This is a genomic window from Mycolicibacterium baixiangningiae, from assembly GCF_016313185.1.
GTDB classification, from domain to species: domain Bacteria; phylum Actinomycetota; class Actinomycetes; order Mycobacteriales; family Mycobacteriaceae; genus Mycobacterium; species Mycobacterium baixiangningiae.
Genome location: NZ_CP066218.1, coordinates 5,803,273 through 5,826,033, shown reverse-complemented (window position 1 = coordinate 5,826,033; position 22,761 = coordinate 5,803,273). Strand labels below are relative to the sequence as shown.

Below are 22,761 nucleotides of genomic sequence, written 5' to 3'. Positions count from 1 at the left end.
ACATGCGGGACCGCGGGGTGCGGCTATGTCGTCGCGCGCGTGTTCCCGGCGTGCTGGATCTGGTTCCCGCCGCGCCGCTTGGCGGTGTACATGGCGGCATCGGCGTCGGTGACGAGTCGGTGGAACGTCTCGTCGGCCGCGTCCGGTTTGACGTCGCGCAGCGGGACGGTGGCGGTACCGACGCTGGCAGTGACGCGAAACGGTGTCGAGTGGACCGCGGCGCACAGGCCCTGAGCCCATTCGGTCGGAACCGCCGATGTCACGATGTCGGCGATCAGGAACTCCTCGCCGCCCATCCGGCAGAGCAACGCCGTATCCGCGCACGCGGCCGTCAGCGCGTCGGCGACGTCGACCAGCGCGGCGTCACCGCTGGCGTGGCCGTGGACGTCGTTGATCGCCTTGAACCGGTCGAGGTCGATGAGCGCCACCGCCAGGTGTGCCCGGTCGGCGCGGGCTACCAGCCGCCCGACCACCGCGTGGGTGAACGCCCGCCGGTTGAGGAGCCCGGTGAGCGGATCGCGGTCGGATCGCAGCAGGTCGGTGCCCAGCGAGCGCACCACCACCTGGATGGCGAAGGGCACGCCGATGTTCAGTTCGAGGACCAGGAAGTAACCGGTGAGGGCGAGCACGGGCTCCCCCTCCAGCGCCACCCGTACCGCCTGCCACGCTCCGACCGCCATGGCCAGCACGAAGTTCATGAGCATGTACCGGGCCGTGTGGAAGAACGCGATGTAGCCCCCGGACACCGCCAGCGCCGTGCACGACATCAACCCGATCAGCGGGTTGGCCTGCCAGAGGCATCCGCTGGCGATGGTGACGCTGCCGATGGCAGCGAAGAGGACCGACTGGGTTCGGGTCGGCCAGCGCTTCAACCACAGCACGGCCAGGCTCAGCCCCGCCAGGGCGGCGACGACGGCGAAGCCCAGCGCAATCCGGTCATCGATAGACGCCGGCCCCCACAACGCGTTCACCGGCACCAGCGCCAACGACGCCGCGACGACTGCCAGCCCGCGGCGCATCGGCCCCGCCATCCCGCGCATTTGCAGGTAGCCGCTGAGCCAGTCAAAGTGGTCCGGCTGCCGCCACCACTTTTCCACCCAATTCATCGACGTTTCCCCTAGGCCCCACGCCCCGCTGCGTGTTTGCCCACGCTACAGCGCGACCGGCCGTCGGAGTTTTCGAACGACAGGATTCTTTTGTGCGGAACACCCGGCGGCGCCGGAGTTATTGACGGAATTTGCCCGACTGTTAGCGACAAAGTCGCTGAACCGTCGCTGTGACCGTCGGTCGACCAATTCCCGCGACAACCGAGCGACTTTGTCGCTGCTAGCCGGGCAACTCGTTCGCCGTGTCGGTCGGGGAGAACTGAGACTCCTGCGACTGGGAGCCTGTCCGTGACATATGCCACACCGCCGCCTGAAAGCGCCTGTTGCCGAGGGGTTTTCCGGGCGGCCCGGCGAATCCGCACCGGTAGAGTTGTGGCGCTCGGCCCACCCAGGTCCGACGGCAGTATGGGACCGTCGCGTCCCTCCGCCATCCGCCGGGGAGATGGTGCCCCAAATCCGAGATCCGAAAGCAGGACACTGCTGCGTGACACGCGTACCCCAGCACAGCCGCCGCGCGGCGCTCACGCTGCCGGCACTGCTCACGGCGTCCGCCGCGGTGTCCCGGCTGCCCCGCGCCTCGGCCGAGTCGGGTCGGTGGTCGGCGGCCCGGGCCCACGCCTGGTACCAGGGGCAGGGCTGGCTCGTCGGCGCGAACTACATCACCTCGACGGCGGTCAACCAGCTCGAGATGTTCCAGGCGAGCACGTTCGACCGGCGGCGCATCGACAGCGAACTGCTGCTGGCCAGCCGGATCGGGCTCAACACGGTCCGGGTGTTCCTGCACGACCAGCTGTGGGCCCAGGACCGCAACGGATTCTCGCGCCGTCTCGCGCAGTTCGTCACCATCGCGGCCCGCCACGGCATCAGGCCGTTGTTCGTGCTGTTCGACTCGTGCTGGGATCCGCTGCCCGAATTGGGCCGTCAGCACCCGCCGCGGCCCGGCGTGCACAACTCCGGGTGGGTGCAGGGTCCGGGCGCCCGGTACATCGCCGATCCCCGCTACCGGCATGTCCTGCGCGACTACGTCACCGGCGTGCTCAGGCAATTCCGCAACGACGAGCGCGTTCTGGGCTGGGACCTTTGGAACGAACCGGACAATCCGGCCAAGCAGTACCGCGCGGTCGAACGCAGAGACAAGGTCGAGCGGGTCGCGGAACTGCTCCCGCAGGTGTTCCGCTGGGCGCGCGAGGTGGCTCCCGCTCAACCGCTGACCAGCGGTGTGTGGGACGGCGAGTGGGCGGACCCCGCCCGCCGCAACACGATCAACCGCATCCAGCTCGACAACTCCGATGTGATCACGTTCCACAACTACGGCGATCCCAGCGAATTCGAGGCGCGGATCGCCGAACTCCAGCCACTGGGGCGGCCCATCGTGTGCACCGAATACCTGGCCCGGAACCTGGGCAGCACCGTCGAGGGGGTCCTGCCGGTCGCCAGACGGCGCAACGTCGGTGCCTACAACTGGGGTCTGATCGCGGGAAAGACCCAGACCCGACTGCCGTGGGATTCGTGGGACAGGCCGTACACGTCACCACCGGACGTCTGGTTCCATGACATTCTGCGTTCCGACGGACAGCCCTATCGGGACAGCGAAGTCCGGACGATCCGGTGGCTGACGGGCCGCGTCGGCCCGACCTGAGGCGACCCGGGGGACCTCTTCCAGCGCAAACACGCCCACCTCCGCAGCAACTTCCCGGTCGTCGGGCACGCGCGGTACCTGCTCGAGGCCGTCGGTCCGGAGCTGCGCCAGTACATCGTCGCGGCAAACGACGAGGAACGCCCGTTCACCCGCGACCAGCGTCGTTGGGTGTACGCGTCGTCGAAGAAGGAGAACAACTACTTCGGCTTCGGCACCGATAACGACGTCGAGCACTCGAGCGGCTATCCGGTGATCAAGCACCGCACGTTCGGCCGGAACGGCGCCGCACGCAACCGTCCCGGGGCGTTCCGGCCCGCCTCCGTCGTCAACATCTCGGCGATGAGCTTCGGCTCGCTGTCGGGCAACGCCGTTGAGGCGCTCAACCGGGGCGCCGGTGCGCGCCCTGGAGATCGCCGCCGCCCGCGGCATCCGAATTCTCCGACACCGACAGCCTGCTCGACTGGGTGAAGTTGCTCGCCGCCGAGACCGGTCTGCCGGTGGGCATCAAAGCGGCCGTCGGGGATCTGGAGTTCTGGAACGAGCCCACCGACTGCATGCGGGAGAGCGGGCGCGGTATGGACTTCGTGACGATCGACGGCGGCGAAGGCGGCACCGGTGCGGCGCCGCTGATCTTCACCGACTCGGTCTCGATGCCGTTCCAGCTGGGCTTCGCGCAGGTGTACCGGATCTTCGCCGAGCGGGATCTGCACGAGCAGGTCACGTTCATCGGGGGTGGCAAGCTCGGCCTTCCGGACAACGCGGTGGTCGCGTTCGCGCTCGGCTGCATCCAGGCGCAGAAGTGCCACACCGACACCTGTCCCACCGGTGTCGCCACGCAGAACGCCTGGCTGTCGCGCGGTCTGGTGCCGGAGGTCAAGGCCGAGCGAGTCGCGAATCACCTCAAGACGTTGCGCCGCGATCTGGTCAGGGTGGCCGAGGCCTGCGGAGTGCACCACCCCGGGCTGATCGGCACCGATTCGGTGGACATCCTCGACGGCCGGACCACAGCCACGCCGTTGCACGATGTGTACGGGTACAGGCCCGGCATGGGTCTGCCGTCGGCCGCCGACTGCGAAGAGATCACCCGGATGATGACCGCAGGCAAGACGCGGGTGGCTCCGCTCCGCCGTCCGCAACGGCGGTGGGGTGATCGGTTACTTCGTCGAGGACTTCGCAACACTTTTGATTCCCGGCCCTCATTCGTACCAGTAGGCGAGGGTCCGGAACTCGATGCTTGATCGGGGCGTCCACTCGGGCGTTGCATCGGGGTGAGCGAAGGCGCCGTGCAATAGGACCTTGTTCTCCGAGGGATCGGTGTCATGACGAACGAAGACGAGTGCTTGGTCGCGGTTCATCTCCGAGTAGAAGAGCCATCGCTGTGAGGGGTTGTACCGAGCAACATGAGTCTCGAACACCAATTGCTCTCGGGCGTCAGGATCACTCCGGTACTCCGCGACGGTGATGTCGTTGAGGTCCAAACTGCGCGCGTCGCAGACGGCGAGCGGCACATCTTGCGGGGGCGTCGAGAACGCCCTCCAGATGTTGTGCTGAACTGCTCGGCGGATCTTCCGGTTCTCGGTCGGCGGATGGGTGTCGATGAACCACTGGGCGTCTTTGTCCGTGACGTCGGAGTGCATGATCGTTCCGGGCGCCAGGACAACGCCATCGTCAGCGTTCCATCGGTTTCCGTAGCGCAGGTAGTGCGTGCCCGCAGGCACGACGCAATCGGCACCGGTCAGTTGCTGGATGAACCGACACATCTCTGGCACGTACGCCTCTTCGACAGCTTCCAGGTCGCTGAAGTCAACCACTGACGTTGGAGAATCCAATACCTCAAATCCTTCGCGCTCGAGTCGTGGAGGATCAGCCAGGGTGCATGCATCAGTGATCGTCACCTTGACTGGTTTGGGCTCGGAAACGATCTCGGCGATCAAGAACTTCTCGGTCGACTCGTGGTACTTGTCAGCGGCGAAGTTGAGGTTCGCCTCCAAGGTTTTTCCTGTCTTCGTGTCCACGTACGTCATTGCTCCGCCTCTCGCCTAGTTCGGACCGACAGTCCTTTGCGATCCGATGGGGAACAGTAGGCTGTCAGAAAACCTATGTCAAAATAGATATCTGCTCAAACGCAAACGGATGCAGGCGAATCGCGGGGCTCTCTCATCAGACGCGGCGCGCAACCACTCGACTCGGCCGCAGGTCATTTGCCGGGTTGCGGTTATGGCCTCTTCGCAACGTCGCCCCGGGGGCGGGGGCCTGGGAGCATGACGACGACAACGGAAGGGTGAAGGCGATCACTGCGAGCACCTGCAGTTCTTGGCGTCAGCGTGTGCCCGAGTGCCGCGTGTCCAAGAGCATCACTTCGGCGTATCGAGACTTCGCAATTCGGCGACCAACGCTTGTACGGCTGGTATCGCGGACACCAGCTGTTCGCGGCGTTCTGCATCGAGTCGCGCGATCACGTCGGCGATGTGCCGCGACCATGCCGCGGAGATCTTGTCTCGATTCTTGAGGGCCTTGGCGGTCGGATGCAGCTCCGTCACACGCTTGTCGGTCGGCGTGGTCCTGCGCTTGACCAAGCCCTCAACCATGAGCTTCCTCACAACAGCACTCACGTTATTGGGATGCATCGTCAGTTCAGCTGCAGCCGCCGACACGCTCATCCCAGGGCGCTCATAGATGGTTTTCAGCACGGCGACATCCAGAGCCGGCAGAGCCTTCAGGCCAGCCGTTTCCGCAGGCTCCATCCGTTGAACAGTCCAAGTCAGGTCACGTAAAGCGGAGGCCAGTTCCAAGATTGGATCAGCGGACTGTTCCTGGCCGGACATAGCCCGATCTTAGGCTATGAATCCATAGGCAATCCTTGAATAGATATTCGGGTGCTGCCGAGCCATGTGCGCCTCAGCCCAACTCATCGGCGTGCTTGCGCTGCTGGCCGCGGTGGTCGCGTTCGCGCTCGGCTGCGACATGATCAACGTCGCGCGGGAGGCGATGCTCGCGATCGGATGCATCCAGGCGCAGAAGGTGTTGCGCCGCGATCTGGTCAGGGTGGCCGAGGCCTGCGGAGTGCACCACCCCGGGCTGATCGGCACCGATTCGGTGGACATCCTCGACGGCCGGACCACAGCCACGCCGCTTAACGCCGAGTAGACATCGTCGGTGTCGGTTCGTAGCCTTGCCCGGGACATCGACAGCCGGACCAAAGATCGGTCCTCGAAGCGAAGGGCCGTGACAATCCGCGTGACCGGGGTGCGCCACTCTCTTCGGCGAGCGATGTGCAGTCTTGCGACCGTAGTCCTGGTGGTGGCTGCGTCGATGGGCATGCCGGTGGGCGACGTCGAGGCGGACCCGGCGGCTGACGCGTTGTCCAGGCTCAACGAGTTGTCCCAGCAGGCGGTGCAGAGTCGCGAGGCCGTCACAGCCGCCCAGCGCGATGCCGAAGCCAAACTCGCTGAGCAGACGGCGGCCGTTGACCGCCATCGTGCCGACCTGGCCGCCCTGGACATCGCGAACTCGCAGCTGGCACCCCTTCAGACCGCTGCCGACCGGATCGCGGCGATGAACTACATGAGTGGGAGCGACGGTCAGTTCGCGGCGGTGCTGACGGCGGGCTCCCCGCAACAGCTGATCGATCAGCTGTCGCTGCAACGGACGGTGGGCGCTGGGATCGCCGATCAGATGAAGGCCTATCAATCGGCCCGTGAGCGTGCCGCCGCCGCCGCCCAGGCGTCGGAGAGATCGGCCGCCGATGCCGGCGCCGCGGCCGAGTCGGCCGCCGCCATTCGCGCAGAACTGCAGGCCAAACTGAGCGAACTTCTGCGTCAGATCGCCGCCGCGGAGGCGCAGTACGCGGCGCTGACACCGCAACAACAAGCGATCGTCGACAACGCACCTCTGCCGAATGCGGCCGCCCCGCCAGGCCCGGCGATCGCCGCGCTACCCGGCGTGCCCCCCGGCGACGTCGCTCCGCCCCCGGCAGCTGCCAACCCGGAGGCTTTGCCAAGCGGCGTCGCGTCAGAAGCCGGTTTGCAGCCGAACACCATCCTGGCCGCCAGGGCCGTCAGCCAACAGTTCCCTCAGATCGCCGACATCGACGGAGTCCGCCCGGACTCGAAACCGTGGCATCCGAGCGGTTTGGCGATCGACATCATGATCCCGAACCCCGAAAGCCCCGAGGGCATCGCGCTCGGCGACCAGATCCTCGAGTACGCGCTGAGTAATGCAGGCCGATTCGGGTTACAGGACGTGATCTGGCGCGGCACCTACTACACGCCGGCCGGTCCCCAAGCATCGGGATACGGCCACTACGACCACGTGCACATCACCGTGACGCCACGCCGCTGACCCGAATCACGGATGCAGGTTCCACTGGCCGCAGTCCTGGGCCAGGACGTCGTTGACGTCGACGCGGATGCCCCCGACCACCGGTCCCGGATTCGATGCGGTGTCGATGATGCGCTGGTAAAGAACTGCGGCGGGGTACATCTGGCCATTGGACCAGGACCGGGTCTGCCAGGCCCACACGTGGCCAGGTGAACGCGACCTACCGATGACACCATCGGCCGCAGCCCATTGACACGCCTTGATGCCCCCGTAGATCCCGGTGCGCTGCGCTCCGATCACCGAATTGATTCCGCGAAACCACGGCAGCACAACGGTATTCCACGCCTCGCGGTCGATGTCGTCGTCGACGCTGAAGAAGATCGGTGCACTCTGGCCGCCACCGGCGGCGGTGTGCAGCTGCCAAGCGGTGCGAGCGTCGACGACGCCCCCGGGGTACCCGCGGGTGAAGTCCGACGGCGCTGTCCCGCCCGGCTTGCCGTATTGGTAGTTGCTGACAATCACCAAACCGGAGGCGGCCAGCGACTTCGCGTATGGCAGGGTGATCGGTTTGGCGCCGAAGGACGAACCAGGCCGCGACGTCGAGACGTAGTTGATGACGCCGGCGTGCCCGGCGGCTCGGATGTCCTGTGCCGGGATCTGGCGCATCGCGTAGTCGATCAGTGTGGGTGCGGCGGCCGCTGCCGTGGGTGCGCAGGCACCTGTTGCCGCGCTGAGTCCGGCGAGCGCGGACGCCGCGGCGGCGCAGCGCAGTGCGTCACGCCGGGATATCAGCACCTTGAGATGTTAACAATGTGGCGGATGTGATCGCGGTGATCATGGGCGGGCCACGCCGGTTCGATACCGCACCGTTATCCCGAATCCGGCGCCGTCAGGCCTTGCCGCCGGGGAACATCGTCTTGACGGCCTGAGTGATGTTCTCGCGGGCGGCGGCGGCGCCGGTGGGGTCCAGCGACCCGATGGCCATCACGTAGCGGTGCCCGGGTCCGAAAGTGCCGGTGGATACATGCAACTGGTTACCGCCGCTCCAGCAGCAGAACCAGCCCTGCTTGACCGCGACCGGCTCGGCATAAAGTCCCTCGGGGATGCCGAACCGCTGCGGGTATCCGTCGGTTCCCGTCGGTGTGGATTGCGCAAGGTTGCTGATGATGACGTTGGCCTGTTCGGGTGGCAGGCCACCGGTGCCGTCCAACAGCATGTCGTAGTAGCGGACGAGATCGCTTGCGGTGCTTTGCGTGACGTCCCAATGCCCGTTGTAGGGCGCGGTCGTGCCCGCCAATCCGTACCGGGCCTTGATGCGCGCGATGACGGCGTTTCCACCGCTGCGGTCCCAGAACATCTGGGCCGCACTGTCATCGGAAGACCGCAGCATGATGTCGAGCGACTTGCGGTCGGCAGCGGATAGTTGCGTCTTGCCCTCCGACTCCTGCAGCAGCAGGTCGTCGGCGATGAACAGCTTCACCACCGACGCGATCGGGAAGGGGCTGTTGCCCCCACCGGCGAAGGTCTGACCGGTGTCGCGGTCCAGCACAACGGTCTCGATGTCGGCTCCGGAAGCGGCCGCGTCGGCGGTGGCTTGCTGCACGCGGGCGTCGAGTCCGGCAAGTGGCGCCGTCGGCGGGGTGGGTGGGGCTTCGGGCAGCACGGGAAGGGAGGCCTGCGGGGTGACTACTGGCGCCTGGGGGGTGCTCTCAGCGGCCGGCGGCGTACCCCAGACTTGTGCCGCACAGCCGCTTACGAGCAGCGCCACACCCACGATCGCCATTCTCGCCGTCGCCCATTTCGGCAGCCGCTGACGCATACATCTCCTCCGAGCAGATCCTGAACAGCAAGCGGGGTCAACGCTGGCCCACGGGTTACCCAGCGTAAGCGGCTTCACGCAGAGGTGTGGTGTGCATTGAGGTCGAGGCCCGTTAGGGGGAGCCGGCTGCGCTGCGGCAGACTCCCGTCGGTGGATTGCGTGCGGGCGGGCGATCTCGCTGGAATCGCCCTTGATGACCCAACGCTCATCGGACGGTTCGCCCTGCCCGACAACGCGCAGCTGGCTGCGCCGCGAGCTGGTCAACTAGGTCGAGGATGCAGGGTTCGGGGTTCGATCACGGCGCGTACCGCCGGTGCGGATTGTGGGGCGGGCGTCGCGAAGGTCGAGAGTAACGGGCGTGCCGGTACGGGTTCGGTGTGATTCCGCGGCGCTGTGCCAACGGGTAGCGCGTCAAATAGCCGTGTGCGCCAACCTGTTCAGTGTTGGCATGGCAGCCGCCGGGCGCGGCCTAGTTGGTGGTCGGCGGAGCCTGGGGTTGGAAGGGTGTGTACCACCACCAGTCGGCGCGTTCTCCGGTGGGTCCTCGGTAGGGCGCGACCGTGGGCGGGGGCTGGTTGGGTGGGCGGGCCAGCGATCCCGACTCCAGTTGTCGTCCGGTGCTGTCGGTGACGGTCAGGCGGCTGGCGGGTCCGGTGATGGTGATGACGCCGCGGTGGTGCAACCGGTGATGGTAGGGACAGAGCAGCACGAGGTTGTCCAGCTCAGTGAGTCCGCCGTCTTCCCAGTGCTGGATGTGGTGGGCGTGCAGACCTCGGGTGGCGCCACACCCGGGTATCGCACACGTGCGGTCGCGATGTTCGAGCGCGCGTCGCAACGTGCGGCTGATCAGTCGGGTGGTGCGTCCGGAGCCGATGACCTGGCCGTGGCGTTCGAACCACACTTCGCAGGTGGCGTCGCAGGTGAGGTAGCGGCGATCGGCATCGGTGAGCAGCGGTCCCAGATGCAGTGCGGCGATGCGGTCTTTGAGGTCGAGGTGCACAACGACGGTGGTGCGGTGTCCGTGGGGGCGCCGCGCCGCTTCGGCGTCCCATCCGGCTTCGACGAGTGCGGTGAACGCATCGACGCGGGTGGGCATCGGTGGCCGGTCAGCCGCCGGGCTATCGCCGTGGTCGCGTTTCCACTGGGCGATCAGCCCGTCGTGATGGGATTGCAGGGCGGCATCGAATGCTGCGGCCTGCGCATGCGGAAGGGCGATGTGCCAGTAGGTGTACTGCTCATCGCTGTCCTTGGTGATCCACGGCCGCGGATCAGGTTCGGGCTCGGGCTCGGCGTCGGGCTCGGGTTCGGGCTCGGGTTCAGGGGCGGGTGAGGGCTCGGGTGGGGGTTCGAGTTTGAGCGCGGTGCGTAGCTGGTTGACGCCGGCAGAGGCGGCCAGCTCGGCATAGTGGGCATCAGATCCCGCACCGGCCCGCTCGGCGATGATCCCGACCTGGTCCAGTGACAGTCGCCCTTCCCGCAGACCCTGCACGCAGCGCGGGAATTCTTCGAGTCGTTGCGCCACGGCGGTGATGGTTTTGGCGTTCGTTGACGACGACCCGGTTTTCCACGCCACCAGCGCTGGAATCGAGCGAGCGCCGGTGATGCCACCTAATCCGTCGCGGTCGATCTCGGCGACGATCTCCACGATGAGTCCATCGATGGCGTTGCGCTGCCCCGCCAGCTCCGCCAACTCCTCGAACAACACCTCGAGACGATCAACAGGGCGCACCCCATCGACCAAAGATGCTGCGGCTGAAGTCATAACACCATCATCGCAGCAGGGTCTGACATTGATGATGGAAGAGCGTCACCGCGACGGGTCGTGACTCTGGGTCTGACTGATGCAGGTTGACGGGTTGTCCTGGTCGGTTGTAAGCCGTGACTACGCGACGGTCCACCCCGTCGACGACCCCGCCACCGTCGCCAAAGTCCATTCTGACCAACCCTCTACCCCGACCAATAAACCAATCGGGGCCACGAAACCAGAGAACAGCAACAGGTTCACCGCCATACTGTCGTGCGCTGGGTTCCGCCGTCCGAATGCACACAACAACTGATGAGTGACTAGGCGTGTGTTGTCAGCCGTTATCGCACTCCCCACCTGATCAGGTGATGCTGACGACCGCCCGGTTTCCCAGCGGCGCCTGGAGTCCGACCGGCAGGCTGGCGAAAACCCCGATCGCGATGCACGCCCGGTTGACGGCTTCGGGCAGCGTGCCTTGCCGCAGCTTCACCGCGACGATGTCGGCCGTCTCCTGCACCTCGGCGTGCACGCCGTAACACTCGGGCGTGCCACTTGTGAACCGCACGATGATCGCGCGGTCGTCGGGCAGCCGGCTCCACGACTCGATGCCCTGCGGACGGGGATCCACGATCGCCGGGTTGTCGACGAACGACGTGAAACCGTCGGCCTGGGGACGTTCGGGCACCTGGGTGATGGTCGGTGTCGCGGGCTGGGCTGCGGCCGGTATCGCCGTGCCGAGTGAACCGGCGGTCAGGATGAGAGCCGTGACGGACCGGCGAACGATGCGCATCCGTCGACCCTAACGCGCGACTAAGTCATTGCTGAGGGATTCGGCGGCCGTGCGCACCGCGGCGACAACCGCGTGTGCGGTCTCGTCCGCACCTGCTTTCGTCACCGCGACCGTGCTGCGCCCCTGCCACGCCGGATCGTCGACGCGCACGGTCGTCACGCCTGCGGGCACTGACCCGGCCGCCATCTCGGGTAGCAGACAGACGCCGAGACCAGCCGCCACCAGGCCGAGGCGAGCCGGCCAACTCCGCACCCGATACCGGATGAACGGGTCGGTGAGCGTCGGCCAAGCCGTGAACTGTGGATCACCCGCCGACCCGGTACCCGCGATCCACGGCTCGGCGGTCAGCTCCCGCACACCGACCTCTACCGACCCGCTGAGCCGGTGCCCGCTCGGAACCGCCACGACGAGGTCTCCGGTGTACACGCGGCTGGTGTGCAGGCCGCGCAGGTCGTAGTCGGGCAATCCGGCGCCTGCGCCGATGACCGCGACGTCGAGCCGGTCCCCGCGCAGGTCGCGCAGCAGCGCGGGTGTCGACGCTTCGGTCAGCGCCACCACGAGGCCGGGATGTTCGACGGCCAACAGTGCGACGGTGCGGGGGAGCAGGACCGACATCGCGGCGGGGAAGGCGCCGACGGACACACGTCCGCCGAGCCGGTCTCCGAGGGCGTGCAGATCTCGCTGCATCGCCGTCAGTCCGCCGAGGATGCCCGCGGCATGTTCGACGAGCATCGAACCGGCGGGCGTAACCCTCACTCCTCGCACGTCGCGGACGAAGAGCCGCTGACCGAGCGCCGACTCCATGGCTGCCACCTGGCGGGAGACGGCGGGCTGGGAGTAGCCGAGTGAATGCGCGGCGGCCGTGAACGATCCCAGCAGCGCCACCTCACGGCAGACCCGCAGCCCGTCCAGTGTCACTTCGGCCATGACCCACTCTAGGCATACGTGACTCGCATGGATGATGTCCGAAACCCTCATTACACACATGGATCCTTCCGCCCGGTTGACGAGTTGTACCCCTCGGAAGCACACGACAGAAGGGTTCGACATGACGAAGACCTGGCTCATCACTGGCGCCTCGCGGGGAATGGGGCGGGAGCTGGCCGAACAACTCCTCGCCCGGGGAGACCGCGTCGCGGCCACACTGCGGCGACCGGAGCAGCTCGACGACCTGGCACAGCGCCACGGCGACCGGCTGTGGCGGCGGGCGCTCGACGTCACCGACAGCGCCGCGGTCCGCGCGGTCGTCGACGAGGCGTTCGGCGCGCACGACCGCATCGACGTCATCGTCTCCAACGCGGGTTACGGCGTCTTCGGCACCGCCGAGGACCTGAGCGACGAACAGATCGACCAGATGATCGCGACGAATCTGACCGGCTCGATCCAACTCGCGCGGGCGGTCACACCACATCTGCGCGCGCAGGGCGGCGGCCTGCTGATGCAGATGTCGAGTATGGGCGGACAGCTCACCTTCCCGGGCTTCTCGCTCTATCACGTGACGAAATGGGGCATCGAAGGCTTCTTCGACGCGCTGTCCACCGAGATAGCCCCCTTCGGGATCCGCACCACACTCGTCGAGCCCGGAGTCGTGCGCACGGGCTTCTTCGATGCGGCCGACCGCGTTCCGCCCAGCCCGCCCTATCAGGGAGGACCTGCCGACGCTGCCCCGACGCCCGAGGAGGAGATGATTGTCAGCCCCGAGCGCGCGGTTGCGGCGATCCTGCGCGCCGCCGACTCCGACGACTCCCCGCGGCGCCTCGTCCTCGGATCCGACGCCTGGACATTGATGACCGAGACGCTCATCGGCAGGCTGGCCGAGATCTCCTCGCAGCGCGCCGATGCGGCGACAGCCGACTTCCCTACGGCTGAAGCGTGATTGACGGCTCGCTCAGCCCGGCCAGTGCGGACGGTAGCGGGCCACAGTGCAGCACGCCGAGACGCTGGGTGGCGCGGGTGAGCGCGACGTAGAGTTCGGAAGCGCCGCGCGGGCCGTCGGCGAAGATCCGCTCCGGCTCCACCAGCAGGACCGCGTCGAACTCCAAGCCCTTGACGTCCGCCGCCGCCACCGCGCCCGGCACATCCGGCGGTCCGATCACGACGCACGTACCGTCCCGGTCGGCTTCGGTGCGGACGAATTCCTCGATCGCAGAGGCCAACTCACCCGGGGAGACCTGCCGGCGCCACGGCGCCACCCCGGTGGACCGCACGGACTCGGGCGGCTCCACATCGGGAGCGAATTCGGCAAGCACCGCGGCGGCAACGGACATGATCTCCGCGGGGGTGCGGTAGTTGACCGACAGCGAACGGTAGACCCAGCGGCCTGGGACGTACGGTTCGAGCATCGCGGCCCAGGACCGCGCCCCCGCGGGCGAGCGACGCTGCGCGAGATCACCGACGACAGTGAAGGACTTGCTCGGGCAGCGCCGCATCAGTACCCGCCAGTCCATCTCGGACAGTTCCTGCGCCTCGTCCACCACGACATGGCGGTAGGTCCACTCCCGGTCTGCCGCAGCGCGTTCGGAGAGCTCGCGGTTGTCCCGCTCGGTGAAGCGGTCCGCGAGGTCCTCACCGTGCAGGAGATCCGTGGCGAGGAGTACATCTTCGTCGTCCATCAGATCCTCGTGGGCCACCATGGATTCGAGAACGCCCTCGGCATAGTCGGCTTCGTCCTCCCACGCCTTCGCGGCGGCGATGTCGGCCGCTGTGTCGCGGCCCAGCAGATCGACCAGTTCGTCGAGCAACGGCACGTCCGACACCGTCCACGCGGCGCCGTCGGCGCGCCACAACCTCTCGTCGGCGCCGGCCGCCTGCAGGCGTTCCCGCGATTCGTACAGTTCGGCCAGCAGGGTCTGCGGGGTGAGCACCGGCCACAGCTCGTCGAGCGCCGCCATGTACTGCGCGCTGTCCTCGAGGTCTTCGAGCACATCGGCACGCAGCTCCTCCCACGCGCCCTTGTCCGAGCGCGACAACCAGCCCCGGCCGATCCGCGAGACGGCGCGCTCCGTGAGCACCCATTCGACGGTCTCGCGAAAGACCTTGCGCGCGTAGTTGTGTGGCAGCCCGCTTCCGCGGGCCTCCTCGACCGCCCACTTGGCCGTGTCGACGTCGATCTGAACGGTGACGTCGGGCAGTTCGATCACCAGCGGCTGCTCGGGCACTCGCTCGCGGTCGGCGACGGCCGCGGACAGCACGTCCAGGATCTTCAGCGAACCCTTCAGCTCGGCGGCGCTGTCCTCGGCGGTGACGGCCAGCCCCGGCACCAGGTCACCGGTGGTCATGAACACGACGTTCGTTTCCCCGAGCGACGGGAGGACCCGGCTGATGTGGTTGAGGAACGCGGGGTTGGGACCGATCACCAGCACACCGTGGCGCTCGATGCGGGCGCGCTGCGTGTACAGCAGATAGGCGACACGGTGCAGGGCGACCACCGTCTTGCCGGTGCCCGGACCGCCCTCGATCACCATCACCCCGGTGTGGTCGTGCCGGATGATCGCGTCCTGTTCGGCCTGGATCGTCGCGACGATGTCCCGCATACCCTCACCGCGTGGTGCGTTGACCGCGGCGAGCAGCGCCGACTCCCCACCGCGTTCGTCGCCGCTCGGGCGGCCGAAGACCTCGTCGGTGAAGTCGAGCACCCGCCGGCCACGGGTGTGGAACTGGCGGCGCCGGCGCATGTCTTCCGGATGGGCGGCCGTGGCGACGTAGAACGCGCGCGCCAACGGCGCCCGCCAGTCGAGCAGCAGCGGTTCGAAATCGTTGTCCCGGTCGAAGATGCCGATGCGGCCGATGTAGAGCCGCTCACCGGACACCGCGTCCAGCCGCCCGAAGCACAACCCGTCGTCGGCCACGTCGAGGCGTTGCATCTCCTTGGCCAGCGCACGGACCTCGGCGTCGCGTTCGACCAGCGTGCCGTCGCCCCGCAGCGCGGCGGCGTACCGCTCCTTCGCGCGTGCGCGTTCGGTGTCCAGCCGGGTGTAGAGCCCGGTCACGTAGTCGCGCTCGGAGCGCAGCTCGTCCTCGTAGCACGTCATGACCACCTCACCACCTTCAATTCCGGCCGGAGGCAGCCATTTTGGGGGATGACCCCGGCCTTGCCGCAAGTCCCCACCCGCCCTATAGACTGGTCGGCAACGCTATTTCTGGTGGGCGATCTGGATCAGGTTTCCGCAGGTGTCGTCGAGCACCGCCGTGGTCACCGGCCCCATGTCCGTGGGTTCCTGGGTGAATCGCACGCCCAGGGCGCGCAGCCGCTCGAATTCGGCCGCGACGTCGTCCACCGCGAACGAGGTGTACGGGATGCCGTCGGCGACGAGCGCCTCCTTGAACGGTTTGACCGCCGGATGGCCGTCGGGTTCGAGGAGAAGCTCGGTGCCGTCGGGGTCGTCGGGGGACACCACGGTGATCCACCGGGCCGGGCCCATCGGGATGTCGTGCTTCGGTGCGAAACCGAGTGCCTCGGTGTAGAACCGCAGCGCCTTGTCCTGGTCGTCAACGAGGACGCTCGCCAGGGTGATTCTCATCGGGATTTCCCCTTCTTCGTCAGCCACCGCTCGACGATCGGTTCGAGCGGCGTGGTGTTGAGGTCGTGGAACTTGTACCGGCCTTCGCGCCTGGTCTCGACCAGGCCCGCATCCTCGAGGACATCGAGGTGCTGCGAGATCGCCTGCCGCGACGAGCCGAGCCCGTGTTTGGTGGTCAGGCGCGCGCAGATCTCGAACAGCGTCTGCCCGTTCCGGTCGGCCAGTTCGTCGAGAATCGTCCGGCGTGTGGGATCGGCCAGGGCCTTGAAGACGTCACCCACGCCGGTCACGATAGGCAAGTACCTGCTTGCATGTCAATGCCGGTGGAAGGATTACCCGGTGACGATCTCTGCACTGCACGACCCCGACTGGCGCGGCTTCGCCAGCGACAACTACGCCGGAGTGCACCCCGAGGTGATCAGTGCGCTCACCGCGGCGAACGGAGGACACCAGGTCGCCTATGGGGAGGACGCCTACACCGCACGGCTGCGCGACGTCATCCGCGACCACTTCGGCGAACGGGCCGAGGTGTTCCCGGTGTTCAACGGCACGGGAGCCAACGTCATCTCGCTCACCAGCGTCTTGCCGCGCTGGGGTGCGGTCGTCGCGGCGTCGACCGCCCACATCAACACCGACGAGGCCGGCGCGCCCGAGCGGGTGACGGGCATCAAGCTGCTCACGGTCCCCGCGCCGGACGGCAAGCTCACGGGCGAGCTGATCGCCCAGCAGGCGTGGGGCTGGGGCAACGAGCACCGGGCCCAGCCGCTCGCCGTGAGCATCACGCAGACCACTGAGTTGGGCACGCTGTACCGTCCCGCCGACGTGCGCGCGATCTCCGAACTCGCCCACGGCCACGGCATGGCCGTCCACATGGACGGCTCCCGGCTGTGGAACGCGGCTGCCGCGCTCGGCGTGCCGTTCCGCGAGTTCACCACCGACGCCGGAGTGGACGTGCTCAGCCTCGGCGGCACCAAGAACGGCCTGCTCGGCGTGGAGGCCGTCGTCGTCCTCGCCCCGGAGCGCGCCACCGGGCTGACCTACCTGCGCAAGCTGACGATGCAACTGACCAGCAAGATGCGGTTCGCCTCGGCGCAGCTGCTGGCCCTCTTCGACAACGACCTCGGCCTGCGCAGTGCGGCGCACGCGAACGCGATGGCCGCGCGGTTGCGCTCGGCACTCGAGGACGGCATCGCAGACGGCACACTGCCGGGTCTGGCGTTCACCCAGGACACCGCCGCGAACGCGATCTTCGCGACGCTGCCCGCCGCCGTCGCGGACCGCATCCGCGAGCAGGTGCGCTTCTACGACTGGGACCGGGCCCGGGGCGAGGTGCGCTGGATGACCTCGTGGGATACCACCGAGGCCGACGTCGACGCCTTCGTCGCCGTCGTCCGCAAGGAACTCGGGCGCGGCTGACGCCCGTACGGTGGGACGGTGACGATCACCTACGACGAGGCGCTGCGCGAGCGCATCCGGTCACACCTGGCGCATCACGACCGCCGCACCGTGACGGATCCGACGAAGAAGCACGCAGCGGTGGCGGTCGTGCTCGTCGACTCCGAGCTCGGTGAGGACCGGGTGGACCCGGCGCCCGTCGACGACTGGATCGACGGCCGGCCGATGGAGGCAGGGCTGGACGGCCGGATGACCGACGTCTCGGGAGGTGCGGCGTTCCTGCTGTGCCGCAGGGCTTCCCGGCTCTCGTCGCATGCTGCTCAGTGGGCGCTGCCCGGCGGCAGGATCGACCCGGGGGAGACCGTGATCGAGGCCGCGCTGCGCGAACTGGACGAGGAGGTCGGCGTCGCGTTGCCGGATTCGGCGGTACTCGGTCTGCTCGACGACTATCCGACCCGTTCCGGGTACGTCATCACGCCCGTGGTCGTGTGGGGTGGTGGCCGGCTGGACCTGCGGCCGGCACCGGCGGAGGTGGTGGCGGTGTACCGGGTCGGACTGCACCAGCTTCAGCGCGACGAATCACCGCGGTTCGTCACCATCCCGGAGAGCCCGCGCCCGGTGGTGCAGATCCCGTTGGGCAACGACCTGATCCACGCGCCGACGGGTGCGGTCCTGCTGCAGCTGCGGTGGCTGGCCCTCGAAGGCCGCCCCGACCGCGTCGACGAGTTCGAGCAGCCGGTGTTCGCCTGGAAGTAACGTCGCCGAGACTGCTGCCAGGTCACGGTTTCGCCAGATTTCGCGATCTCACAGCAGTTTCGACGTCAGTCGAGGCGGCCCGCGTCGGTGAGGTGCAGGACCGCGACGCCCTCCTCGTCGGACGCCTCCAGATCCACCTCCACCTCGAAACCCCAGTCGTGGTCGCCCGCCGGGTCGTCGAGGATCTGGCGCACCCGCCATACACCGGGTTGCCGGTCGACGATCAACAGCGCGGGCCCGCGGGCGTCGGCGCCGGTGCCCACGTCGTCGTGTTCGGCGAAGTATTCCTCCCCGACCTCCGCCCAGCGCTGCGCGGTCCACCCCGCCGCGGAGTCCAGCTCGCCGAGGCCGGTCCAGTTGCGCCGGGCGAACAGTTCGACCCGGCGGAACAGCGCGTTGCGGACCATCGCGGTGAACGCGCGTTCGTTGCCGGTGAGGGGGCGCGGGCGCGCAGGCACCGCCACCGGTTGATCGAGTGGCTGATCGGGGCTGGTGAGCTGCTCCCATTCGTCAAGAAGGCTCGAATCCACTTGGCGCACAAGCTCACCGAGCCACTCGACGATGTCGGTGACCTCCTCGGTGCGGGCCGCGGCCGGCACGCCGGACCGCAGCGCCTTGAACGCGTCGGACAGATACCGCAGCACCGCACCCTCGGAGCGGGTGAGCCCGTAGACGCTGACGTATTCGCGGAACGTGAAGGCGCGCTCCCACATCTCGCGCACCACCGACTTCGGGGACAGCTGCCCGTCGGCGGCCCACGGGTTGCTCTGCAGGTACACCTCGTAGGTGTGCTCGAGCAGCTCCTCGAGGGGTTTGGGGTACGTGACGTCGTCGAGGAGTTCGATGCGCTCGTCGTATTCGATGCCCTCGGCCTTCATCGCGGCCACGGCTTCACCCCTGGCCTTCTTCAGTTGTGCCGCCAGGATCTGGCGCGGATCCTCCAGCGTGGCCTCGATGACCGAAACGACGTCCAGCGCATACGTTTCCGACGCGGTGTCGAGCACTTCAATGGCGGCGAGCGCGAACGTGGACAACGGCTGGTTGAGGGCGAAGTCCCGCGGCAGGTCGACGGTCAGCCGGTAGCGTCTGCCGTCGGGGGTGTCGACCCGTTCGATGATGCCGGCCTGCAGCAGCGAGCGGGCGATGCCGACCGCCTCACGGATGAGCTGCAGCTGGCGTTTGCGGGGTTCGTGGTTGTCGGTGAGTAGCCGGCGCATCGCCTCGAACGGATCGCCGGGTCTGGCGACGACATCGAGGATCATCGCCGTCGACACCCGCATGTTGCTGTGCAACGGCTCCGGGACGGCCTCCACCAACCGTGTCATGGTCGACTCACTCCACGGCACCATGCCCTCGGGAACCTTGCGCCGCACCAGCTTCCGGCGCTTCTTCGGATCGTCGGCGACCTTGGCGAACTGTTTGAGGTTCTCCACCTCGTGATCGGGGGCCTGCACGACGACGGTGCCCGCGGTGTCGTAACCCGCACGCCCGGCCCGCCCGGCGATCTGGTGGAACTCCCGGGCGTTGAGCAACCGGGTGCGCGTGCCGTCGTACTTCGACAGGGCGGAGAACACGACGGTCCGGATCGGCACGTTGATGCCGACGCCGAGGGTGTCGGTGCCGCAGATGACCTTCAGCAGGCCGGCCTGGGCGAGTTGTTCGACGAGGCGCCGGTACTTGGGCAGCATGCCGGCGTGGTGCACGCCGATACCGTGGCGCACCAACCGCGACAGCGTGGTGCCGAACGCCGACGAGAACCGGAACGCCCCGATCAGATCCGCGATCGCCGCCTTCTCGGCCTTGGTGCTCACGTTGATGCTCATCAGCGCCTGGGCCCGCTCCAGTGCGGAGGCCTGGGTGAAGTGGACGACGTAGATCGGCGCCTGCTTCGTCTCGAGCAGGTCGGCGATCGTCTCGTGCATCGCGGTGGTCGCATACGAGTAGAACAGCGGAACCGGACGGTCGGCGTGGGCCACCAACGCCGTCGGCCTGCCGGTGCGCCGGGTGAGGTCCTCGCGCAGGAATGTGACGTCGCCGAGCGTGGCCGACATCAGCAGGAACTGCGCGCAGGGTAGTTCCAGCAGCGGCACCTGCCACGCCCAGCCGCGGTCGGGGTCGCCGTAGAAGTGGAACTCGTCCATCACGATCATGTCGTTGGCTGTGTTCGATTCGCCGCCTTCGCGCAGCGCGATGTTGGCGAGCACCTCGGCGGTGCAGGCGATGATCGGCGCGCCCGCGTTCACCGCGGCGTCGCCGGTGAGCATGCCGACGTTCTCCGCGCCGAACAGCCCGCACAGGGCGAAGAATTTCTCACTGACCAGCGCCTTGATCGGCGCGGTGTAGTAGCTGCGCCGTCCGGCCGCCAGCGCTGCGTACTGCGCGCCGGTCGCCACCAGGGACTTCCCCGAACCGGTCGGCGTCGCCAGGATGACGTTCGCCCCGCTGACCAGCTCGATCAGCGCCTCCTCCTGCGCCGGATACAGCGTGGTGCCGGCGGCCTCGGCCCATGCGGCGAAGGCGCTGAAGAGCTCGTCGGGGTCGGTGCCTCGCGCGCGCAGGGAGGACAGATCACTCGGATCATCGAGCAGCGGCACGGTCATCGGGCGTCGGGGTGGGTTGCCAGCACAGTGTCCAGCCTGCCTGACCGGGTGATCGCCGCCGTCAGGTGGCTTCGAGTCGCTCCCGGATATCGGCGAGGCGCTGCCGCAGTTCGGCTTCGTCGATGACGCCGCGCACGAGCAGCGAATGCGCCAGCGAGACGAGCTGGTTCTCGGGGTAGGGGAGGCCGGCGTAGACCGTTGCGGACAGTTCGTCCTCCTCGTCGCGGCGCTCCTTGAAGGTCGGGACGTCCGCCGAGGCGCAGCCGCCGTGGTCCAGTGCGTCGCAGAGGCCGTCGAGGCTGGTCTTCCACGGCGGCACCGGATTCTCGACACCGTACTTGGCGGCCATGTGCGGCCACACCTGACCGCGTTCGACGATGCGCGACAGGGTCTCGATCGGCTGATCGGCGGGCATGGCGGCCTCAGCCACCGATCGGGTGGACGGCAGGGCGGGTCTCGACGATGACGTTGGTGGTGACGCCCGGCCTGGGCAGAGCGACACCGATCAGGCAATCGCGCGTGACGATCTCGGCGAGTTGGTCCTCGGTCCAGCCGTCGGTGCCGTCGGGACGCATCGGCATCACCATGAAACGGTGCTTCTGATTCGAGTCCTGTACGCGGACGTCGACGTCGTCGGGCAGGTAAAGCCCGAACTCGGCGAGCACCTGACGCGGCCAGCGGACCATACGTCTGCGGTAGTTGGGGGTGCGGTACCACTCCGGTGAGTTGCCGAGAATGGGCCGCGGATAGCAGGAGCACAGGGCGCACACGATGACGTGATGCAGGGTCGGGGTGTCGGCGAGGATCTCGAACGCGGTGAAATCGCTGGGTGTGCCGAAGCCGGTCGGTTCGAGCCAGTCGACACCGACCTCCTTGCTGGCGGTCATCGGTTCGCGCAGCGCCAGTTCGTTGAAGTCGGGGTCCGACCATGCCCGCGCGACGAGACGGGCGGCGGGCGTGGGGCCGATCTGTTCGGCGTACTCGGTGAAGCGCCGGTGGTCCTCGCTGGTGAAGATGCCCTTCTCGATGCACAGTTCCCGCAACGCGATCTCGAGCACCTCGAAGTCGGTGATCTCGTCGACCATCGGTTTGACGGTCCGGTCATGGTCGTGGTCGTGGGGGTGGTCGTGGCTCACGGTGGTGTCCTTCGCGTTCAGTGCGCCGCTTCGAGCCAGCGCTCGGGCACTTCGGTCTGCAGGGTGTCGGTCGCGGTGCCGGTGTAGCCGTGCCACAACTCGGACTGGGTGAAGCGCACGATGTAGAACCACTCCGGGGTCACCTCGCGGTCCCAGGTCTCGTCTTCGGCGGCCGGGCTCTCGTAGGAGACCTCTGCGATCACCCCGGTGGCGCCGCGGGCGTATTCGGGGGTGCGGGTGTAGAACAGCACGGGCAGTTCGCGGACGCGGACCTTGTCGCCGACGGCGAACTTCGCCGGCGGGGCGAGTCCCGCGTAGACCTGCGGATCGCCTTTGCCGACCGCGCGTTGGTGGTTTTTGTTGCGCGGAACCTCGGCGCCGTCGCCCTCGCATTTCGGCTGCGCCTGGGGCTTCTGGCCGTCGAGACCGCCGGCGTAGCGCCCCTTGACCTCGGCCATGCGCTCGAACAGCTCGCTGAGGCCGATGTGGTGTTTCTCCACCAGCACCCGGGCGACCGCCAGGGCCCAGCGCCCGTAGTAGGGCAGGCCGAGGTATTGCGCCCGTCCGACGTCGACATTGCCGATTCGGCGCCGCTCCTCCGACAACCAGATGCCGCGCCACCCCAGCACCTCGCAGGTGACGTAGATGGCTTCCTCCCACGCTTCTTCCTGTTTGTTCAGGAAGTCGTGCGGTGCGTCGGGTTCACCGCCGACGTCATGCACGGGTTTGAGATACGCCGTGATGCGTCCGTGGTCGAGCTGATCGGGTGTCGGGGCGTCCGGGAGTTCGGGATACGCCGACTTGAGCCGTGCGACGAGATCCAACTGCGCTACGCGCTGGGCTGATGTACTCACGGATGTTCCCCTTGTGGCGCGGGATGTGCGGGTCGGGCGACGGTGAGCGACTGCGCGCCGCGCGTCAACAGTTATTCTGAGC

Annotated in this window: 20 protein-coding genes and 2 pseudogenes; 7 read left to right on the top strand and 15 right to left on the bottom strand. The window is 67.6% G+C overall.

Features of this window, described 5'->3' with window-relative positions; genetic code table 11:
• Positions 1 to 23 precede the first annotated feature (23 nt).
• Positions 24 to 1,106 carry a GGDEF domain-containing protein gene (locus tag I7X18_RS27660; RefSeq protein ID WP_193045587.1) on the bottom strand — a complete coding sequence of 361 codons (1,083 nt, stop codon included), beginning with the start codon at positions 1,104 to 1,106 and terminating at the stop codon, positions 24 to 26.
• A gap of 484 nt (positions 1,107 to 1,590) precedes the next feature.
• Here I7X18_RS27660 and I7X18_RS27655 point away from each other — a divergent pair, with 484 nt between their 5' ends.
• Complete coding sequence (locus I7X18_RS27655) at positions 1,591 to 2,745, top strand: glycoside hydrolase 5 family protein (protein ID WP_232375352.1); 1,155 nt, start codon at positions 1,591 to 1,593, stop codon at positions 2,743 to 2,745.
• A gap of 12 nt (positions 2,746 to 2,757) precedes the next feature.
• Positions 2,758 to 3,895, top strand: a pseudogene (locus I7X18_RS30185) (glutamate synthase-related protein); the annotation flags it as partial.
• A 46-nt stretch (positions 3,896 to 3,941) separates the two neighbouring features.
• Here the strand turns inward: I7X18_RS30185 and I7X18_RS27645 are convergent.
• Both I7X18_RS27645 and I7X18_RS27640 read right to left on the bottom strand, forming a co-directional pair.
• Positions 3,942 to 4,769 (bottom strand): CmcJ/NvfI family oxidoreductase, encoded by an 828-nt coding sequence (locus tag I7X18_RS27645; protein ID WP_193045589.1) that lies wholly within the window; start codon positions 4,767 to 4,769, stop codon positions 3,942 to 3,944.
• A gap of 330 nt (positions 4,770 to 5,099) precedes the next feature.
• A complete protein-coding gene (locus I7X18_RS27640; protein ID WP_193045590.1) occupies positions 5,100 to 5,570 on the bottom strand; it encodes a MarR family winged helix-turn-helix transcriptional regulator in 471 nt (156 codons plus the stop codon).
• A 109-nt stretch (positions 5,571 to 5,679) separates the two neighbouring features.
• Between I7X18_RS27640 and I7X18_RS27635 the strand changes: the two are divergent.
• Together I7X18_RS27635 and I7X18_RS27630 are read left to right on the top strand one after the other, a co-directional pair.
• Positions 5,680 to 5,883, top strand: a pseudogene (locus I7X18_RS27635) (FMN-binding glutamate synthase family protein); the annotation flags it as partial.
• Between the two features lie 99 nt (positions 5,884 to 5,982).
• Positions 5,983 to 7,086, top strand: a complete 1,104-nt coding sequence (locus tag I7X18_RS27630; RefSeq protein WP_193045907.1) for a coiled-coil domain-containing protein — start codon at positions 5,983 to 5,985, stop codon at positions 7,084 to 7,086.
• Positions 7,087 to 7,092: 6 nt separating this feature from the next.
• Here the strand turns inward: I7X18_RS27630 and I7X18_RS27625 are convergent, their stop codons facing one another.
• The 5 genes from I7X18_RS27625 to I7X18_RS27605 form a co-directional block, all read right to left on the bottom strand.
• Complete coding sequence (locus tag I7X18_RS27625) at positions 7,093 to 7,860, bottom strand: DUF1906 domain-containing protein (protein WP_193045591.1); 768 nt, start codon at positions 7,858 to 7,860, stop codon at positions 7,093 to 7,095.
• A gap of 94 nt (positions 7,861 to 7,954) precedes the next feature.
• Entirely contained in the window at positions 7,955 to 8,884 is a 930-nt protein-coding gene (locus I7X18_RS27620) for a serine hydrolase (protein WP_193045592.1), read from the bottom strand.
• Positions 8,885 to 9,353: 469 nt separating this feature from the next.
• Complete coding sequence (locus tag I7X18_RS27615) at positions 9,354 to 10,646, bottom strand: HNH endonuclease signature motif containing protein (RefSeq protein WP_193045593.1); 1,293 nt, start codon at positions 10,644 to 10,646, stop codon at positions 9,354 to 9,356.
• A gap of 343 nt (positions 10,647 to 10,989) precedes the next feature.
• Positions 10,990 to 11,418, bottom strand: a complete 429-nt coding sequence (locus I7X18_RS27610; protein ID WP_193045594.1) for a hypothetical protein — start codon at positions 11,416 to 11,418, stop codon at positions 10,990 to 10,992.
• A gap of 9 nt (positions 11,419 to 11,427) precedes the next feature.
• Positions 11,428 to 12,345, bottom strand: coding sequence for a LysR family transcriptional regulator (locus I7X18_RS27605; protein WP_193045595.1), 918 nt, complete (start codon positions 12,343 to 12,345; stop codon positions 11,428 to 11,430).
• A gap of 121 nt (positions 12,346 to 12,466) precedes the next feature.
• Between I7X18_RS27605 and I7X18_RS27600 the strand changes: the two genes are divergently transcribed.
• On the top strand, positions 12,467 to 13,294 hold the full coding sequence (locus tag I7X18_RS27600; RefSeq protein ID WP_193045596.1) for an SDR family oxidoreductase: 828 nt from the start codon (positions 12,467 to 12,469) through the stop codon (positions 13,292 to 13,294).
• On the opposite strand, the gene helR is transcribed toward I7X18_RS27600, so the two are convergent.
• The 3 genes from helR to I7X18_RS27585 form a co-directional block, all read right to left on the bottom strand.
• Positions 13,278 to 15,449, bottom strand: coding sequence for an RNA polymerase recycling motor ATPase HelR (gene helR / locus I7X18_RS27595; protein ID WP_193045597.1), 2,172 nt, complete (start codon positions 15,447 to 15,449; stop codon positions 13,278 to 13,280). The genes I7X18_RS27600 and helR overlap by 17 nt on opposite strands.
• A 102-nt stretch (positions 15,450 to 15,551) precedes the next feature.
• Positions 15,552 to 15,938: a VOC family protein gene (locus tag I7X18_RS27590; protein ID WP_193045598.1), complete on the bottom strand. Its 387-nt coding sequence runs from the start codon at positions 15,936 to 15,938 to the stop codon at positions 15,552 to 15,554.
• Positions 15,935 to 16,219: an ArsR/SmtB family transcription factor gene (locus tag I7X18_RS27585; RefSeq protein ID WP_193045599.1), complete on the bottom strand. Its 285-nt coding sequence runs from the start codon at positions 16,217 to 16,219 to the stop codon at positions 15,935 to 15,937. The genes I7X18_RS27590 and I7X18_RS27585 overlap by 4 nt, the downstream gene beginning before the upstream one ends.
• Positions 16,220 to 16,277: 58 nt before the next feature.
• On the opposite strand from I7X18_RS27585, the gene I7X18_RS27580 reads away from it, so the two are divergent.
• The gene (locus I7X18_RS27580; protein ID WP_193045600.1) at positions 16,278 to 17,354 is read left to right on the top strand and encodes a threonine aldolase family protein; all 1,077 of its coding nucleotides are present in this window, start codon (positions 16,278 to 16,280) and stop codon (positions 17,352 to 17,354) included.
• A gap of 18 nt (positions 17,355 to 17,372) precedes the next feature.
• Positions 17,373 to 18,089, top strand: a complete 717-nt coding sequence (locus I7X18_RS27575; RefSeq protein ID WP_193045601.1) for an NUDIX hydrolase — start codon at positions 17,373 to 17,375, stop codon at positions 18,087 to 18,089.
• A 65-nt stretch (positions 18,090 to 18,154) separates the two neighbouring features.
• On the opposite strand, the gene I7X18_RS27570 is transcribed toward I7X18_RS27575, so the two are convergent.
• From I7X18_RS27570 to I7X18_RS27555, 4 genes are all read right to left on the bottom strand, one after another.
• Positions 18,155 to 20,689 (bottom strand): DEAD/DEAH box helicase, encoded by a 2,535-nt coding sequence (locus tag I7X18_RS27570; RefSeq protein ID WP_193045602.1) that lies wholly within the window; start codon positions 20,687 to 20,689, stop codon positions 18,155 to 18,157.
• 61 nt (positions 20,690 to 20,750) lie between these two features.
• A complete protein-coding gene (locus tag I7X18_RS27565; RefSeq protein WP_193045603.1) occupies positions 20,751 to 21,104 on the bottom strand; it encodes a thiocyanate hydrolase in 354 nt (117 codons plus the stop codon).
• Positions 21,105 to 21,111: 7 nt separating this feature from the next.
• Complete coding sequence (gene scnC / locus I7X18_RS27560) at positions 21,112 to 21,774, bottom strand: thiocyanate hydrolase subunit gamma (protein ID WP_226863442.1); 663 nt, start codon at positions 21,772 to 21,774, stop codon at positions 21,112 to 21,114.
• A 68-nt stretch (positions 21,775 to 21,842) separates the two neighbouring features.
• Complete coding sequence (locus I7X18_RS27555; RefSeq protein ID WP_193045605.1) at positions 21,843 to 22,679, bottom strand: SH3-like domain-containing protein; 837 nt, start codon at positions 22,677 to 22,679, stop codon at positions 21,843 to 21,845.
• Positions 22,680 to 22,761 lie beyond the last annotated feature (82 nt).

Bases quoted from the DNA above. Each gene is read 5' to 3' on its own strand.
- I7X18_RS27610 (WP_193045594.1), bottom strand. From the start codon at position 11,418: ATGCGCATCGTTCGCCGGTCCGTCACGGCTCTCATCCTGACCGCCGGT.
- I7X18_RS27640 (WP_193045590.1), bottom strand. From the start codon at position 5,570: ATGTCCGGCCAGGAACAGTCCGCTGATCCAATCTTGGAACTGGCCTCC.
- scnC (WP_226863442.1), bottom strand. From the start codon at position 21,774: ATGGTCGACGAGATCACCGACTTCGAGGTGCTCGAGATCGCGTTGCGG.
- I7X18_RS27605 (WP_193045595.1), bottom strand. From the start codon at position 12,345: ATGGCCGAAGTGACACTGGACGGGCTGCGGGTCTGCCGTGAGGTGGCG.
- I7X18_RS27645 (WP_193045589.1), bottom strand. From the start codon at position 4,769: ATGACGTACGTGGACACGAAGACAGGAAAAACCTTGGAGGCGAACCTC.
- I7X18_RS27660 (WP_193045587.1), bottom strand. From the start codon at position 1,106: ATGAATTGGGTGGAAAAGTGGTGGCGGCAGCCGGACCACTTTGACTGG.
- I7X18_RS27565 (WP_193045603.1), bottom strand. From the start codon at position 21,104: ATGCCCGCCGATCAGCCGATCGAGACCCTGTCGCGCATCGTCGAACGC.
- I7X18_RS27570 (WP_193045602.1), bottom strand. From the start codon at position 20,689: ATGACCGTGCCGCTGCTCGATGATCCGAGTGATCTGTCCTCCCTGCGC.
- I7X18_RS27615 (WP_193045593.1), bottom strand. From the start codon at position 10,646: ATGACTTCAGCCGCAGCATCTTTGGTCGATGGGGTGCGCCCTGTTGAT.
- I7X18_RS27620 (WP_193045592.1), bottom strand. From the start codon at position 8,884: ATGCGTCAGCGGCTGCCGAAATGGGCGACGGCGAGAATGGCGATCGTG.
- I7X18_RS27590 (WP_193045598.1), bottom strand. From the start codon at position 15,938: ATGAGAATCACCCTGGCGAGCGTCCTCGTTGACGACCAGGACAAGGCG.
- helR (WP_193045597.1), bottom strand. From the start codon at position 15,449: ATGACGTGCTACGAGGACGAGCTGCGCTCCGAGCGCGACTACGTGACC.
- I7X18_RS27600 (WP_193045596.1), top strand. From the start codon at position 12,467: ATGACGAAGACCTGGCTCATCACTGGCGCCTCGCGGGGAATGGGGCGG.